Source organism: Parabacteroides distasonis ATCC 8503, from assembly GCF_000012845.1.
GTDB lineage: Bacteria > Bacteroidota > Bacteroidia > Bacteroidales > Tannerellaceae > Parabacteroides > Parabacteroides distasonis.
In genome coordinates this window covers 2,406,957-2,422,984 of sequence record NC_009615.1, presented here as the reverse complement: position 1 = coordinate 2,422,984, position 16,028 = coordinate 2,406,957, and the positions used below count along the sequence as shown (strand labels likewise).

The following is a 16,028-nucleotide window of genomic DNA, read 5'->3' as shown; positions in this document are numbered from 1 at the left end:
AAATATGTATATAAACGAGGAAGAGATAGTAAATCATATATCCGCGAAGCCTTTCCATTTGATATCGGAGGCGGCGGAAGAGCTAGGTGTTGAGGTATATGTAATAGGCGGATATGTGCGGGATATTTTCTTGAACCGCCCATCCAAGGATATAGACGTGGTAGCGGTTGGCAGCGGTATCGAGTTGGCCAAACGAGTGGCCAAAAAGATCGGGCGTGGCGCTTATCTTTCCGTCTTCAAGAATTTCGGGACGGCGCAGGTGAAAGCCGGCGATCTGGAGCTGGAATTCGTGGGGGCGAGGAAAGAATCCTACAGCCATGACAGCCGTAAGCCTGTCGTGGAAGACGGCACCTTGGAGGATGACCAGAACCGCCGCGATTTCACGATCAACGCCTTGGCCCTTTGCCTGAACAAGGAGCGTTACGGAGAATTGGTCGATCCCTTCGGCGGGTTGGAGGATATGGACGAGCTTACGATCCGTACGCCTTTAGACCCGGATGTTACTTTCAGCGATGATCCGCTCCGGATGATGCGTGCGGTTCGTTTCGCCACTCAATTAGGTTTCTTTATCGATCCCGACACCTTCGACGCCATCATCCGTAACCGGGAGCGTATCTCCATCATCTCCAAGGAGCGTATCGTGGACGAGTTGAACAAGATCGTCCTCTCGCCAAAGCCCTCTATCGGTTTCGACTTGCTGGATAAATGCGGACTGTTGCCATTGATTTTCCCCGAGCTTTGCGCCTTGAAGGGCGTGGAGACCAAGGAGGGGATCGGGCATAAGGATAATTTCGCCCATACCTTGATGGTGCTGGATCGTTTGAGCAAGACTTCCGATAATCTATGGCTGCGTTGGAGCGCCCTCTTCCACGATATCGCCAAGCCTGCCACGAAGCGTTTCGACCCTCGCTTGGGATGGACGTTCCATAATCATAATTTTATCGGCGAGCGGATGATCCCCGGTATTTTCAGGAAGATGAAACTCCCGATGAATGAGAAGATGAAGTACGTGCAGAAGATGGTAAGCCTGCATATGCGTCCGATCGCCTTGTCGGACGATGAGGTGACGGATTCGGCGATCCGCCGTCTGCTGTTTGACGCGGGAGATGATATCGACGATTTGATGAAACTGTGCGAGGCCGATATCACGAGCAAGAACCCGGAGAAGGTTCGCCGTTTTTTGAACAACTTTCGAAAGGTGCGCGAGAAGCTGGCCGATATAGAGGAAAAAGACCGTGTCCGTAACTTCCAGCCCCCGGTATCCGGCGAGGAGATCATGGAGACGTTTGGCTTGGCTCCCTCCAAGCCTGTCGGCGTGCTGAAAGAGGCGATCAAGAACGCCATCCTCGACGGCGTGATCCCGAACGAGTATGAGGCGGCCCGTCAATTCCTTATACAACGTGCGGAGAAGATGGGGCTGAAGCCGATTCTGTGATCTTATAGTCACAAGGCTCAGTCTTACAGTTGGCACAGTCCCCTGTACGAAGTACTGCGGTACTTCCTAGAGGGTACTGTAGTACTTCGTACAGAGTACTACGGTACTTCGTGCACAGTACACTGTCTAAGAATTTAATCGCTCTACCGCTTTCACTCCGTTTACCGCCTTGATCTTTTTCGTCAGCAAGTTTAATGCGGTCGTATCTCTTACCAATACGGTAAAGTTACCTTGGAATAATCCGTCTACCGAGTTGATGTTTAAGGAGCGAAGCGTGACGTTCGATTCCTTTCCGATCACGGAGGTGATGTTGGTGACGATCGCTATATCGTCCCGTCCGATCACCCGCAACGTAACCGTATAGCCATTGTCTCCCTTGCCGCTCCATTTCGCACGGATGATCCGGTAACCGAAGCGGCTGAACATCTCTTGGGCGTTCGGGCAATCCATGCGGTGTATCTTGATACCTTGCGTGGAGACGAAACCGAAAACCTCGTCGCCATAAATCGGGTTGCAGCATTTGGCGAGTTTATATTCGATACCCGTCAGGTTCTTGTCGATCACCAAGACATCCTTGTTCGTCGATATCTCCTCCACCGGAGTCGTGGTCACGAATTCCTCCGCGCTACGCACCTCGGTGCGCTCGTTCGTCTCCGTCTCCTTGCGGAAAGCCTCCAGATATTCGTCGATTACTTGGTTGGGATCGAGGCGTTCCTCGGCGATCTCGATGTAGAAGTCCGTGACGGTCTTGAATCCTTTCTTCTTGATATAGCGCATCATGGTTGGCTCGTCCATGTCGATCTTCCGGTTCTTGAAGCGGCGCTGCAACATCTCCTTGGCGAACTCCACGGCCTTCACGGTCTCCTCCTTCAAGGCCTGCTTGATCTTCACGCGGGCCTTGGAGGTGACGACGAAGTTCAGCCAATCCCGCTTCGGGCTTTGCGCCGGCGACGTGATCACGGATACGCTATCGCCGTTGTTCAAGGTGTATTTGATCGGTACGTTCTTCCCGTTCACTTTAGCCGATACGCATTTGCTTCCCAGCTTCGTGTGGATGGCAAAGGCGAAATCGAGGACCGTCGCTCCCTTGGCCAGCTTGATAAGCTCGCCGGTAGGCGTGAAGACGTAGATCTCATCCTTATATAGATCCATCTTGAAATCCTGCATCAAGTCGAGCGGATTATTCTCCTTGGCCTCCAAGGCGGCACGTACGGTATTCAAGAACTCGTCTAGCCCGCTCTCCGCTTTCACGCCCTTGTATTTCCAATGCGCCGCTAGGCCTCGCTCGGCGATCTCATCCATCCGCTTCGTACGGATCTGCACCTCCACCCATTTATTTTGCGGGCCCATCACCGTGATGTGCAAGCTCTCGTAACCGTTGGTCTTCGGGATGGAGATCCAGTCCTTCATACGCTTCGGGTTGGGCTGGTACATATCGGTGACGATGGAGTAGACTTGCCAGCATTCCGAGCGTTCCTTCTCCAGCGGCGTATCCAATACGATCCGGATAGCGAAAAGATCGTAGATACCCTCGAATTCCACCTGCTGCTTTTTCAGCTTGTTATTAATGGAATGTATGGATTTGGTACGCCCCTTGATATCGAACTTGAATCCTGCCGCTGCCAGCTTCCGCTTGATCGGGGCGATGAACTCGGCGATATAAGCGTCACGGGAACGTTTCGTCTCATTCAGTTTCCGTTTGATGAAGTCATACTGTTTCCTGTCCGTGTATTTCAGGGAAAGGTCTTCCAGCTCGCTCTTGATCGTATATAAGCCCAACCGGTGGGCGAGGGGAGCGTACAAATAAGAGGCCTCGGTAGCCAGCCGGATACGATCATCCTCTTGCATCTGTTTTCCCATACGCATGAGGCAGAGGCGGTCGGCGATCATAAGCAAGATCACACGTACGTCCTCGGCAAACGAGAAAAGCAAATGATGGAAATTCTCCGAGTTGACGGCGGTGTTCCGGGCATACAGGTCGGAGGTCTTCAAGAGGCGACGGATGATCAAGGTCACGTCCGCTCCGAATTTCTGCTCCACTTCCTCTATCGTGATCGCTTTCTTCAATACCGGGCGGTATAATAGGAGGGCGATGACCGAGGTGCGTTTCAAGCCAATCTCCAAGGTGGCGATCAAGGCCGTGTCAATATTTCGCAATAAACCGTTGATACCATTCTTATCCCTGCCGTAGCAATCGAGGGCGACAACCCGCTTCATCAGCTCCTTCATCTTTCGGATATCTTCCCTCTCGAGGAAAGAGTAAAGGTTTCGTAACAGGAGCCTGTATTTGGAGAAGAACAGCTTCTTTTCCTCAGACGTAAAGAATCCAATTGTATCCATAGTTATATCATTTTTATTGCCCGGTTGAGGACAAACCGCAAAACATGCTGTAAAAATACTTTTTTCTATGGAATTTCAACATGTATCTTGCGGTTATTTTATACATTTGCGATACACATAGCGCATAAGTGCTTGTGGTGTTACTGATGAGATTATTCACATTAAATACTATACTATGTTAAACGCAAACGATTTAGAACAGCTGAAAGCCAAAGGAATCAGCGAAAAACAGATTGAAGAGCAACTCGCTTGCTTCGTAAAAGGTTTCCCTTTCCTTGAGATAGCGGCCTCCGCTTCGGTAGAAAAAGGTATTATGGTAATATCTAAAGAGGAACAGGCTTCTTATATGGATGCTTGGGACGCTTATCTGGCTAAAAACAAGAAAATCGTAAAATTCGTACCTGCCTCCGGCGCTGCTAGCCGTATGTTTAAGAATCTGTACGAGTTCCTTTCTGCGGATTATAAGGAACCGATGAACGCTTTCGAGAAGAAATTCTTTAGCGAGATCGAGAAATTCGCTTTCTATAAGGCTTTGGACAAGAAGTGCGTGGAGAATACAGGGAAAGATATTCCTGCGTTGGTAGCCTTGGGCGAGTACAAGGAGGTGGTATCCAATTTATTGGAGCCGAAAGGCTTGAATTACGGACAGCTACCGAAAGGCTTGTTGCTTTTCCATAAATATGCCGATACGGTTCGTACGGCGATGGAAGAACATTTGGCCGAAGGCGCCATGTACGCCAAGAATAACGCCGGCGAGGTGAATATCCATTTCACGGTATCTCCGGAGCATCAGGCTTTATTCGAGCAATTGGTTGCCGATAAATCTGGCGAGTACGAGGAGAAGTTCTCTGTGAAATACGATGTCTCTTTCAGTATCCAGAAACCGAGTACTGATACGGTAGCGGCCGCTATGGATAACACGCCGTTCCGCGATAAGAATGATAAGTTATTGTTCCGTCCGGGTGGGCATGGAGCCTTGATCGAGAATTTGAACGATGTGGATGCCGACGTGGTATTTATCAAGAATATAGATAACGTGGTTCCGGATAGCTTCAAATGCTCTACGGTTATCTACAAGAAGGTGATCGCCGGTGTCTTGGTAACATTGCAGGAGAAAGCCTTCAGATATCTGGAACAGATCGAGACCGGCAAATATACCCATGCCGAGGTAGAGGAGATGATTCATTTCTTGCAAGACGACCTATGTATCAAGAACCCGGATACGAAATTACTGGAAGACGCCGAGTTAATCCTGTATATCAAGAGCAAACTGCTTCGCCCGTTGCGTGTATGCGGTATGGTGAAGAATGTGGGCGAGCCGGGTGGCGGTCCGTTCCTGGCGGTGAATCCGGACGGTACGGTTTCCTTGCAGGTGCTTGAAAGCTCCCAGATCGATATGAGCGATCCGGCTAAGAAGGCGATGTTTGAGAAGGGTACTCACTTTAATCCCGTGGATTTGGTTTGCGCCGTTAAGAATCACAAGGGAGAGAAATACAACTTGCCGGATTACGTGGATAAGAATACGGGCTTCATCTCTTATAAGAGCAAGGATGGCCGCGAATTGAAAGCGCTGGAATTGCCGGGCTTGTGGAACGGTGCCATGAGCGACTGGAACACGGTATTCGTAGAAGTTCCTATCGAGACATTCAACCCCGTGAAGACGGTGAACGACCTGTTACGCCCCGAACATCAATAAATACCCAGTTGTAGAGACGGGGCGTGCCCCGTCCCTACAACTAGATCCTTATATTTTCGGTAATTCCCACGGTGCCCTGTATTCCTTGCACAATAGTTTATCCGCCTCCGTATCATGGAAACTCTTTCCATCCCACGATAATTTCTTACCCGTGCGATAGGCTATATTCCCTAATTGGGAGAACTTGGCGATATGCGCCCCGATCTCTACGCTGGCATTGCAATTCCGGTTCCGGCTCTTGATACATTCCAAATGATTCTTCGCATGCAAATTCAAGCCACCCTCTCCGTATGACTTCTTCAAGGGAACAGCCTCCATGCGGGCCTGTCCGTTTACCTTTTCCGGAATAACCTCCCAGCCGCCACGATCGATCACCAAGGTACCGTTCTCGCCAACGAATCCTAGGCCATGATTCCGTCCGTAGGCCCCGTCGTCAATGCCGATCGCATGATCCCACATAACGGTGAAGTCCTTGAATGTATAAATGGTTTGCAATAAGTCCGGGGTCTCGCAAGCGTCATCCGGATAACCAAATTTACCTCCGGAAGCCATGATAGACTCCGGTGCGGTGACGTTCATGCCATACAATGCGTAATCCAGTAAATGTACGCCCCAGTCCGTCATCAAACCTCCCGCATAATCCCAGAACCAACGGAATGTGAAATGAAAACGGTTCCGATTGAACGGACGTTTCGGGGCCGGCCCCAGCCACATATCATAGTCCACTCCGGCGGGCACCGCCTCGTCCGGCTTGACGGGGATAGAGGGGCACCAACCTTGATAAGAGAATACACGTACGGTGCGTATCTTACCCAGCTGTCCGCTATGTACGAATTGCATGGCGTCCTGCCAATGCGGATCGCTACGTTGCCATTGGCCTACCTGCACGACCCGGTTGTATTTCTGCGCCGCCCGTACCATGATGTTACATTCCTCGATACTATTTCCCAGCGGTTTCTCACAATACACATCCTTCCCGGCTTGGCAAGCGGATACCATTTGCAGGCAGTGCCAATGATCGGGAGTACCTACGATTACGAGATCGATATCCTTATTGTCTATCAATTTACGCCAGTCTTTATATAAATGCTTTACTTTCTTCCCGGTGATCTTCTCGGTCTCTGCCGCCCGATTATTCAATACGTTCTCGTCAATATCCGACAAGGCGATACACTCTACTTCCGGATTACGAAGGAACGCTTTCAGGTCTTCGAATCCCATGCCGTTACATCCGATAAGCCCGACGCCTATCTTATCGTTTGCGCCCACACCAGCGCTCCCGGCTTTAATGAAAAAAGGACTGATGGTAAGTCCGGCACCGAGCAAAGCGGTCTGCCGGAGAAAATCTCTTCGAGTTGTCATGGTATTACTATTGATTTAAAGTATTTGCAATATTAAGCGAAATCCTTTACAATCGCAAATGATAATAGCTTTTTAACTACTTACTTAGTCGATGAAGTATATATCCTATGGCACTTGAAGTATATATCCTGTGGTACTTGAAGTATATCTGTCCGGTAAGGTTGGTATTGTAAGGATATGTACCATTGCGTCTTTGTAAAAAAAGTTATTAAAAGATATAGGGATGCGATATTGGAGAATATAGTTTAACTTTGTGCATTATGTTCACCCTAAAAGGGCGATGTGTTGTATATAATATAATGTATAGAGTATGACTTTGCGAAATTTGCTTTTCTGTTTTTTTATGGTGATGATCTCTGTTTCATGTATCCGGGAGGAGGCGCCCAATGCGGAAGCGGATATCTTGTCGTGTACGGTGGATGGCGATATATTGAAAGCCGAGCCGGAGATCGACAACGAATCCGTGACACTGACCGTGAAAAGTGACGCCGATATTACAAACCTAGCCCCGGTATTCACCTTGACTCCCGGCGCTACTATCACTCCGGCTAGTGGTTCCGCTTTTGATTTTACGACGCCGAGAACCTATACGGTAACTTCCGAGGATGGTCACTGGACAAAGACTTATACGGTGCGTTGTATCGTCTCCGGCGTAAGCACGGAATATCATTTCGAGCATATAACGATGGAGCCGAAGAATGGACGTTACCAGATATTCTATGACTTTACATCGAATGGAGATTCCGTGACTTGGGCGAGCGGGAATGCCGGATTTGCCTTGACCAATAATAAATTGGAGCCTTTAGACTTCCCAACCATGCAAGACGATAACGGATATGTCGGTAAATGCGCTAAGTTGGTGACCCGCAGCACGGGTAGTTTCGGTAGCGGATTCGGTATGCCTATCGCCGCCGGAAACCTTTTCATCGGTACGTTTGATTTGCTGAACGCTATTCCGGACGCAAGGAAAGGCACGAGATTGGGACGTCCTTTCGATCATGTGCCGACTTACTTGAGTGGTTATTATAAATATAAAGCGGGAGAGTCGTATAAAGTGAATGGCGAGGAGGTAAAAGGTAAGAAAGACCAATGTGATATCTACGCCATCTTCTATGAGACGGATGAGAATGTGAAATATTTGGATGGTTTCAACGGGTTGACAAGCCCGAACCTGATATCCGTTGCCCGGATCAGCGATCAGAAAGAGACGGATGAGTGGACGCGTTTCTATATCCCGTTCGTGGCTAAGCCCGGTAAGGTGATCGATAAGGATAAGCTGGCGAAAGGTGGTTATCAGTTATCCATAGTCTTCTCTTCGAGTTTGAAAGGTGATGTCTTCGAGGGAGCGGAAGGTAGCACGCTTTGGATCGATGAGGTTGAGATAATCCAGTCCGGTGAGAACTAAAAAAACAGAGGATATGAAAAGATATATAGTATTAATAGGTATACTGTGCTTGTCGGGTGTCATTACGTTGAAGGCGCAGCAGGAAAGAAACCAAGGAATAATCTGGTCTTCCCTAAGGGGATTGGAATATACGGTAAAGGCCGGTATCAATATCGGCGGAACCGCTCCGGTGCCATTGCCTCGTGAGATTCGTGCGATAGATAGTTATCGCCCTACGCTTTGTGTCTCCATAGAGGGCGATATCAAGAAATGGTTCGGCGAGAGCAAGGAATGGGGTATGATGATCGGTCTCCGTCTGGAGAATAAAGGTATGGAGACAAAAGCGACGGTTAAGAATTACAGCATGGAGATCATTGGCTCCGGTGGCGAGAAGCTGAAAGGAAACTGGACCGGCGGCGTGCAGACGAAAGTGGAGAACTCTTATTTCTCGATACCGGTCGTGGCTCTTTACCAATTGAATAACCGGGTGAGTTTCTCGGCGGGACCATTTGTCTCGTTCGCTACAAACCGGAACTTCTCCGGCTACGTATACGACGGATATCTGCGTGAGATCAATCCTACCGGTACGAAGGTGGAGTTTTCTGGTGACAACCGTGCTTCCTATGATTTCTCGGATAACTTAAGAAAGTTTCAGTGGGGAGCGCAGATCGGTACAGAATGGAAAGCGTTTAAGCACCTTATCGTATACGCTGACTTGACATGGGGATTGAACGATATCTTCCAAAAGGATTTCGATACGATTACCTTCGGGATGTATCCGATCTATCTGAACGTAGGCTTCGGATATGCGTTTTAGGAATTGATATGAATCAAAATAAGGCTATCCCGGACAAGGATAGCCTTTTTTATTAAAAGATTATTATGGAAATAAATTATTTTTTATAACTTTGGGGCAATCATTCTCAGACCAAGTTACATTTTATCTTATATTATTAACAAAATTACCATGAAAGAAAACACTAAGAAGGGCGTAAGCCGTAGAGAGTTTTTGGGTCTTTCCGCACTAGGATTGGCTAGTTTAACAATTCTTCCCAGTTGGGCCATTGATGGAGTCCGTATCGCCCCGAGCGATCGAGTCGTTTTAGGTTTTATCGGCCTAGGTCAGCAAGCATTATCAGACTTTAAAGGATTTGCCGCATGTCCGGGCGTACAGGTTGCCGCATGTTGTGACGTGGACACGATGAAAACAGAGCGTTTCAGAAGACGTGTCGCTGAATGGCAAGCCTCAAAGGGAATGAACCAACGTTGTGATCAATATGAGTTTTACGAGGATTTGCTGGAGCGTAAGGATATCGACGCTATCGAGGTCGCTACCCCGGACCACTGGCATGCCTTGGCTACCATTCATTCTTGTCAATCTGGAAAAGACGTATATTGTCAGAAACCGTTGGCTTATACGATCGCTGAAGGTTTGGCTATGGTAAAAGCCGTACGTAATAATAAACGTGTGCTTCAAGTAGGTAGCCAGCAACGTTCCAGCAGAGAGTTCCAAGCTGCGATCGATATGGTTCAGAATGGAGCCATTGGTCATATAGAGAAAATATATGCACGTGTAGGTGAGCCTCCTACGCCGCTGAGCTTGCCGGAAATGCCGGTTCCCGCTAATTTGAACTTCAATCAGTGGATGGGGCCGTTGAACGATCCGAAGATCCATTATCATCCCGATTTATGTCCTCCTATTTCTCTGGATCCGGAAGAGAACGAGAAACTATGGGGCGCATGGCGTTGGTATCAAGAGACCGGTAATGGTTATACCGCTGACTGGGGCGCTCATATGTTCGATATCGCCCAAGCCGCTATCGGTATGGATGGCTCTGGTCCGGTAGAGTTTACACCTAAGGGATACAATGGCACGCAATATTCAACCATGCGCTATGCGAATGGTATCGTAATGACTGAACAACCTTATTTGGAGGATAATCCGGATGCGCAGGGTATTAAGTTTGTTGGTGATAACGGTTGGATCGAGGTAGCTCGTGGCTACATCAACTGCTCTGATCAGTCTAAGATCCCCGCCGACTTGAAGAATTTGATCGAGAAGCGCCCGAGAATGATGACTCCGGAAGAGCGTAAGAAGATGTATGAGGAATATATGAAGAAGCTGAAAGACAGCAAAAAGAAGGGTAACGATGCGGGTAATTATGAGACTAGTGCTCCGCATATGCAGAACTTCATCGACTGCGTTCGTTCACGTGAGAACCCGATCGCTCCGGTTGAGGTAGGTTGCAGTACGAATACGCTTTGTTGCTTACAGAATATCGCTCGTGAGCTAGGCCGTCCGGTTAAATGGAACCCGGCTACATTAAGCTTCGGTAATGATAAGGAGGCGGCTTCCCACCGTTTGTACTGGTATCAATATCGCAACCCGTATTCATTGCCTTATTTCTGTAAATAAGCCTATTTAAATAGAATGATGTTATGAGTAACAGACGGGATTTCTTAAAAAATATCTCTCTCTTTACCGCTGGTGGATTGCTGGCTGGTAAAGCCGGTTCCGTAAATGCGGCGAACGCTGCGTTGGGAGTTGTGGATGAGGTCCATGCCGGCAAAGAGATTGGCTTGCAGATCTATTCTTTATCCCAAGAATTATATAAAGGCGACGTGGCCGCTAATCTTCGGAAGGTGAAGGATATGGGATACTCCAAGCTGGAGTTGGCGGGTTATGGTAAAGGCGCTATCGGAGGTGTTCCTATGATGGACTTCAAGAAAATGGCGGAAGACGCTGGCTTGAAGATCATTAGCTCGCACGTGAATCCGGTAGACACATCTATCTCTGACCCTTTTAAGGCTATGATTTTCAAATACTCGAAGGAGGTTACCCCAAAGATCATGGAGTATTGGAAAGCTACGGCTGCCGATCATGCGAAACTAGGCTGTAAATATTTGATCCAGCCGATGATGCCGACGATTACTACGCACGATGAGGCTAAACTTGTTTGCGATATCTTCAATCAGGCCTCGGATGTTATCAAGGCAGAGGGCATCGCCACTGGTTTTGGCTATCATAATCATAATATGGAGTTCAATCGTGTCGCAACGAAAGAGCAACAGGAGAAAGTGAAGGGAAATCCTTTCGCTGCCTTCATGAAAGTCGGAGACCAGATTTATGACTTGATGCTGAAAGATACGGACCCGAGCAAGGTTTACTTCGAGATGGATGTTTATTGGACTGTCATGGGACAAAACGATCCTGTCGAGTATATGCAGAAACATCCGGATCGTATCAAGGTATTACATATCAAGGATCGTGCCGTATTCGGCCAAAGTGGTATGATGAACTTTGAGATGATATTCAAGCAAATGTACGCGAACGGAATCAAAGACTATTTTGTAGAGTTGGAGCAAATGCCGGACGGACGTACTCAATTTGCGGGTGTGAAGGATTGTGCCGACTATTTGATCAAGGCTCCTTTTGTAAAATGAAGTAACAATCGATAGATCGTAAGCCTCGGGGTTAATAAACTCCGGGGCTTTTTTATTAGATGAAAGGCAACATAAACGGGTCTATTTTGTTTTTATAAAAAGAAGTTTATATCGCAAAAATCAAGGAAAGGATGAGTTCTAGGATATGGAAGATATTGAAACATACGGTGATCGCTGTTTTATCGCTGGCTGTATTGTTCCTAGTTTTGAATCTTTTCCTGACAGGTCGTTTGGAGCGGTACCTGAAAAGAGAACTGATAGAGCGTACGGCGAATGCTACGGATGGTTTTTATCGCCTTTCTTTCGATAAGCTTTCTATTAGCTTCTTCAAGGGAGAGCTAAGGCTAGAGGGTGTTTCATTGGAGCCGGACTCTAAGGTCTTTGAACATTGGGCCGCCTTGGATAGCTTGCCCGATACCTATGTAAGTACCCGGATTGAGGTGATAGATTTTAAGGGAATTAATTTGGTATGGCGATGGAATTACCGGCAACTCCATTTCAATACCTTTGAGATCCGCTCGCCGGAGGTTCGTGTATACGGCTCTTCCGGATCAAACCCGTTAGTTTCCGGACTGGCGGCAGATACGGTAGAGCATGCCGAATCGAAGACCTTGTACGAGGTGATCTCTCCATACATAGATGCCCTGAGCGTAAAGACCTTGAACTTGGAAAATGCCAGTATCTCTTATAATGTGGAAAACCAAGTCTCGCCGATTATCTATACGTTGAATAACGTAAGTTTCCATGCGTATGGTTTTATGTTGGATTCTACCTCTTCACGGAGCGGGAAGCTGTTGTATTGCGATAACTTCGATTTTGTCACGAACCAGCCGCAAACCTTGTTGGTAAATAATGATTTTAGGTTGGAGACGGATAGTATATGCCTCAGTACCCAAGATTCCATTATCTATATCCAAAAAATCCAATTGCTTCCGCAAGAATTATTGTGGGGGGAGACCAATCGGAAACCTACGAATTATCTGGAAGGGAAAGTGCAAACCGTAGAGATACAAGGGATTCACTTTAGACGGGAAGAAGCCTTGAACTATTTGTCCGCCCGTAATTTTGAGATACAATCTTCGGATATTAAGGTGTATGACTTAACTCGGGAGAAGAAGCAGGCGAATGCCGATGCGGATTCTTTGGTGCAAGCCTTATCGTTATATGATGTGATCTCTCCAGTACTACATAGTATATCCGTGGATCAAATACGAATAGAGCGAACCGCACTTCACTATTCCTTAGCCTTGAAAGGGCAGATAGAGGACTTCTCGATCCCTGAGTTTAATTTCCATGCGGAAGGTCTTCTGATCGACTCCTTGGTAGCTCCGGGCGAGGAACTGAATTATTTTCGTTCCATTGCGTTTGAGGCGAATGATATACAAGGGATCATGAGGGCTCGTAATCATCGGTTCGATATCAAGCGTTTGGCGATGAATACGGCCTTAGGCTCGTTTCATATAGATAGCATGCGACTACGTCCGTTGTCTGTTCGTTCCCACAATGATTATTTGTCGGGAAGTATCGATACGATCTGGATAGACGGGTTGGCGTACGACAAAGGTGTTAGCGCAGATTTACTGAAGGTTCGGTCGCCTCGCTTGGTTTATTATAAAACGCCCTCCGTTGAATCTCCGGATAAAGGGAAAAGCACATCTGTAAATAGCCGTGTGGATGTGGAGAGTTTGTTAAATCCTTTCCTTCGGTATCTTTCCATCCGTAAGATCCAGATTCGGAATGCAAATGTGACATTGGAGGATCGTGAGATAAATGACACGACCCGGTACCGACTCAACGGCCTTGATTTCTTTGCTACGAATTTCTTGGTGGATGAGCAAACGAACCGGAGTGGGCAATTGTTTTTCAAGTATGATCATTTTGGTCTTAGTTTCCGGGATTTCGATAACTACTTACCGGGAAAGGATCTGCGTGTGACTATAAGAAAAGGTTCGCTATCCACCGTAAACGGCTTTTTCCGTCTACAGGATGTGACCCTGGCCGCTAAAAAGGACTCGATACGTTTTTCAACCCCATTGATTTCTTTAGCGGGAATCCGGATTCCCAAGAATAGCATCTATCAGATCGGGTTTGACCGATTTGATTTATCCGATGGTGATTTTTCTATGTCTTGGGGATCGGATACGACAATATTGCGGACTGAGAGCCAAAAGGATATCCAATTGGCTTTGGAGAATGTGTTTGTGGATTTGAAGAAGAAGACGTTTCAATTAGGTGATCTTCAGCTACAGACGAAGGATATCGATATACCGTTGGATAACGGCTTCTACCGTTTGAAAATCGGGGGGCTGGATTTGAGAAAGTCAGGTTTGAGGTTGGATCACGTACATTTAGTCTCGCCTTATTCTAAAATGGAATTCGCTTATAAACAGCCTAAGCATCAAGATTGGTTTGACGTGAAGGTTGGGAACGTAAGATTGAACGACGTGGATATTCCCGGATATTTCTCAACCAAGGAATTACGTGTGGGGGGACTCTGGATAAACGATGTCTTACTACAAAACTTAAAGAACCGGAAGATCCCGGTGGAGCCTCATATCGTTCCGATGATTTATGAAGGTTTACAAAAGGCTCCGGTCCGTTTCAAGATAGATACCGCTTCCGTTGCCAATTTCTCCGTGGTTTATGAGGAATTACCCGTTAAAGGCGATAAGCTCGGTAAGCTTTATTTTACCGATATGAACGGCCAATTTTCAGGTTTGACCAATATCGTTTCCTATCCGGAGCAATTCATCACATTGCATGCGGACGGGAACCTGATGGGATCGGGGCATTTCACGGCTACATGGCAACTCCCCGTGGATTCATTATATGACCGCTTTCTATTGGATGCCCGTTTGGATAGCCTAGACTTGCTTTCCTTAAATGAGATCATAAAACCTCTGGCTCCGGCGGAAGTGACGAGCGGTTGGGCGCAGGATGTGGTCTTTCATATGGATGCCTCAAGCCGGAAAGGACGGATACGGTTAGACTTCCCGTACCGGAAATTGAAAGTGGCTTTATTGAAAGAGAAAGACGGAGAGACCACACAAAAAGGTTTCTTGTCGAGATTGGCGAACTTAGTTCTACGGGATAATAATCCGGCTCATCCGGAGCGAAAAGATAGTAAATTGCGTAAGGTCGATATGGAAATTGTGCGAGATCCCTATCATTCCACGTTTAACTATCTATGGCAGATGCTAAGACCAGCCTTGGTGGAATCAGTCGGAGTCTCGAAAAAAGAACAGGATGCGGCCTTGAAAGTGGCAGGTTTCTTCACGAAGGTAAAGCGCTTTTTCGGTCTCGATAAAAAGAAGGATAAGCGGGAGGAGATTGATACAAATAATAAGGAAATAGAACCTTTAAAAGAATAAATAATGGAATATACAGTAAATCACTATCCGGAGAAACATCGTTTCGAGGTAGTAGAAGACGGCTTGACAGCCTATGTGGAATATCGTTTAAGAGGAGATGCCTTGGACATTATCCATACCATTGTCCCAAAAAACTTGGAAGGGCGTGGGATTGCGGCGACTCTTGTTGAAACAGCTTATAAATACGCAAAGGAACAGGGGTTGCGCCCTTTGGCTACCTGTTCCTATGCGGTTGTGTGGTTAAAACGCCATCCGGAGTTTTAATCCTTGATCGTAATACCTAACATTCTAGCGATGTCCAGTGCTTGTAAGGAGGTTACGGTAGCACCTTTCAACTCTCCTCCGGGAATCGAGCCGATACGTATACCGGCGATCTCGGAGGAAGTGAGATCGATCCCTTTCAAAGAGGTCCGGTGAAGCTCCGCCTCTACTAAATTACAATGTTCGAATTCAACGTTCGTAAATTGGCAATTGTCCAATCCGCCCCCTCGTAAAAAGCATTGATTAAAAGAAACGTTCCGGAGTTTGCTCATGGAGAAGATTACATAATCTCCTTTGCAATCCCGGATGGTAGTATGATTAAAGATTGATTCGGAGAAATTCGTTCCGGTAAGTTTACACCCAATGAACTCTACCCGGTAAAAGCCACATCCGGATAAATTTATATTTGATAGGTCACAGTTCTTAAATACCACATCGCTAAACTGAGATTTACGATAATTGCAAGCAATGAAACCACAATTGGTGAATAAGCAGGAATTAACGGATAGGTTCTGTTTAGATACGTCCTCGACGCATAATCCATTGAAAGAACATTCTGTAAAATCATCCTCTTGTCTGGATATACAATCCATCCAGTCCACATCCTCCCGTAAGTTTTTTACCAATCTAGGCGCTGTTATTTTCAACATGTTATTGTTTCCTATTTTAATTTAGATGGTAAAGATAACGGATTTGGGCTAAATAAACGATATCTTTACTTTATAGTTCATTTTA

General features: G+C 46.9%; 11 protein-coding genes. 8 read left to right on the top strand and 3 right to left on the bottom strand.

The window, feature by feature from the left end; translation table 11 throughout:
• Nucleotides 1–4: 4 nt before the first annotated feature.
• Entirely contained in the window at nucleotides 5–1,435 is a 1,431-nt protein-coding gene (locus BDI_RS10265) for a CCA tRNA nucleotidyltransferase (protein WP_005854484.1), read from the top strand.
• A 126-nt stretch (nucleotides 1,436–1,561) separates the two neighbouring features.
• On the opposite strand, the gene BDI_RS10260 is transcribed toward BDI_RS10265, so the two are convergent.
• Complete coding sequence (locus BDI_RS10260; RefSeq protein WP_005854485.1) at nucleotides 1,562–3,775, bottom strand: RelA/SpoT family protein; 2,214 nt, start codon at nucleotides 3,773–3,775, stop codon at nucleotides 1,562–1,564.
• Nucleotides 3,776–3,950: 175 nt separating this feature from the next.
• On the opposite strand from BDI_RS10260, the gene BDI_RS10255 reads away from it, so the two are divergent.
• The gene (locus BDI_RS10255; protein WP_005854486.1) at nucleotides 3,951–5,471 is read left to right on the top strand and encodes a DUF4301 family protein; all 1,521 of its coding nucleotides are present in this window, start codon (nucleotides 3,951–3,953) and stop codon (nucleotides 5,469–5,471) included.
• A gap of 48 nt (nucleotides 5,472–5,519) precedes the next feature.
• Here BDI_RS10255 and BDI_RS10250 read toward each other — a convergent pair whose 3' ends face one another.
• Complete coding sequence (locus BDI_RS10250) at nucleotides 5,520–6,833, bottom strand: Gfo/Idh/MocA family protein (RefSeq protein ID WP_011966673.1); 1,314 nt, start codon at nucleotides 6,831–6,833, stop codon at nucleotides 5,520–5,522.
• A gap of 310 nt (nucleotides 6,834–7,143) precedes the next feature.
• Here BDI_RS10250 and BDI_RS10245 point away from each other — a divergent pair, with 310 nt between their 5' ends.
• The 6 genes from BDI_RS10245 to BDI_RS10220 all read left to right on the top strand — a co-directional run bounded on the left by BDI_RS10245 (nucleotide 7,144) and on the right by BDI_RS10220 (nucleotide 15,296).
• Nucleotides 7,144–8,238, top strand: a complete 1,095-nt coding sequence (locus BDI_RS10245) for a PCMD domain-containing protein (protein ID WP_005854489.1) — start codon at nucleotides 7,144–7,146, stop codon at nucleotides 8,236–8,238.
• A gap of 13 nt (nucleotides 8,239–8,251) precedes the next feature.
• Complete coding sequence (locus BDI_RS10240) at nucleotides 8,252–9,034, top strand: porin family protein (protein WP_008780069.1); 783 nt, start codon at nucleotides 8,252–8,254, stop codon at nucleotides 9,032–9,034.
• Nucleotides 9,035–9,184: 150 nt separating this feature from the next.
• Complete coding sequence (locus BDI_RS10235) at nucleotides 9,185–10,633, top strand: Gfo/Idh/MocA family protein (protein ID WP_011966672.1); 1,449 nt, start codon at nucleotides 9,185–9,187, stop codon at nucleotides 10,631–10,633.
• A gap of 23 nt (nucleotides 10,634–10,656) precedes the next feature.
• On the top strand, nucleotides 10,657–11,661 hold the full coding sequence (locus BDI_RS10230; protein ID WP_005854495.1) for a sugar phosphate isomerase/epimerase family protein: 1,005 nt from the start codon (nucleotides 10,657–10,659) through the stop codon (nucleotides 11,659–11,661).
• Between the two features lie 131 nt (nucleotides 11,662–11,792).
• Entirely contained in the window at nucleotides 11,793–15,032 is a 3,240-nt protein-coding gene (locus BDI_RS10225; RefSeq protein ID WP_011966671.1) for a hypothetical protein, read from the top strand.
• Nucleotides 15,033–15,035: 3 nt separating this feature from the next.
• The gene (locus BDI_RS10220; protein ID WP_005864416.1) at nucleotides 15,036–15,296 is read left to right on the top strand and encodes a GNAT family N-acetyltransferase; all 261 of its coding nucleotides are present in this window, start codon (nucleotides 15,036–15,038) and stop codon (nucleotides 15,294–15,296) included.
• On the opposite strand, the gene BDI_RS10215 is transcribed toward BDI_RS10220, so the two are convergent.
• A complete protein-coding gene (locus BDI_RS10215; protein ID WP_008780073.1) occupies nucleotides 15,293–15,943 on the bottom strand; it encodes a pentapeptide repeat-containing protein in 651 nt (216 codons plus the stop codon). The genes BDI_RS10220 and BDI_RS10215 overlap by 4 nt on opposite strands.
• Nucleotides 15,944–16,028: the final 85 nt, after the last annotated feature.

Excerpts from the sequence above, each read along its gene's own strand:
- BDI_RS10240 (WP_008780069.1), top strand. The coding sequence starts at position 8,252 with ATGAAAAGATATATAGTATTAATAGGTATACTGTGCTTGTCGGGTGTC.
- BDI_RS10225 (WP_011966671.1), top strand. The coding sequence starts at position 11,793 with ATGAGTTCTAGGATATGGAAGATATTGAAACATACGGTGATCGCTGTT.
- BDI_RS10250 (WP_011966673.1), bottom strand. The coding sequence starts at position 6,833 with ATGACAACTCGAAGAGATTTTCTCCGGCAGACCGCTTTGCTCGGTGCC.
- BDI_RS10260 (WP_005854485.1), bottom strand. The coding sequence starts at position 3,775 with ATGGATACAATTGGATTCTTTACGTCTGAGGAAAAGAAGCTGTTCTTC.
- BDI_RS10230 (WP_005854495.1), top strand. The coding sequence starts at position 10,657 with ATGAGTAACAGACGGGATTTCTTAAAAAATATCTCTCTCTTTACCGCT.
- BDI_RS10215 (WP_008780073.1), bottom strand. The coding sequence starts at position 15,943 with ATGTTGAAAATAACAGCGCCTAGATTGGTAAAAAACTTACGGGAGGAT.
- BDI_RS10220 (WP_005864416.1), top strand. The coding sequence starts at position 15,036 with ATGGAATATACAGTAAATCACTATCCGGAGAAACATCGTTTCGAGGTA.
- BDI_RS10235 (WP_011966672.1), top strand. The coding sequence starts at position 9,185 with ATGAAAGAAAACACTAAGAAGGGCGTAAGCCGTAGAGAGTTTTTGGGT.
- BDI_RS10265 (WP_005854484.1), top strand. The coding sequence starts at position 5 with ATGTATATAAACGAGGAAGAGATAGTAAATCATATATCCGCGAAGCCT.
- BDI_RS10245 (WP_005854489.1), top strand. The coding sequence starts at position 7,144 with ATGACTTTGCGAAATTTGCTTTTCTGTTTTTTTATGGTGATGATCTCT.
- BDI_RS10255 (WP_005854486.1), top strand. The coding sequence starts at position 3,951 with ATGTTAAACGCAAACGATTTAGAACAGCTGAAAGCCAAAGGAATCAGC.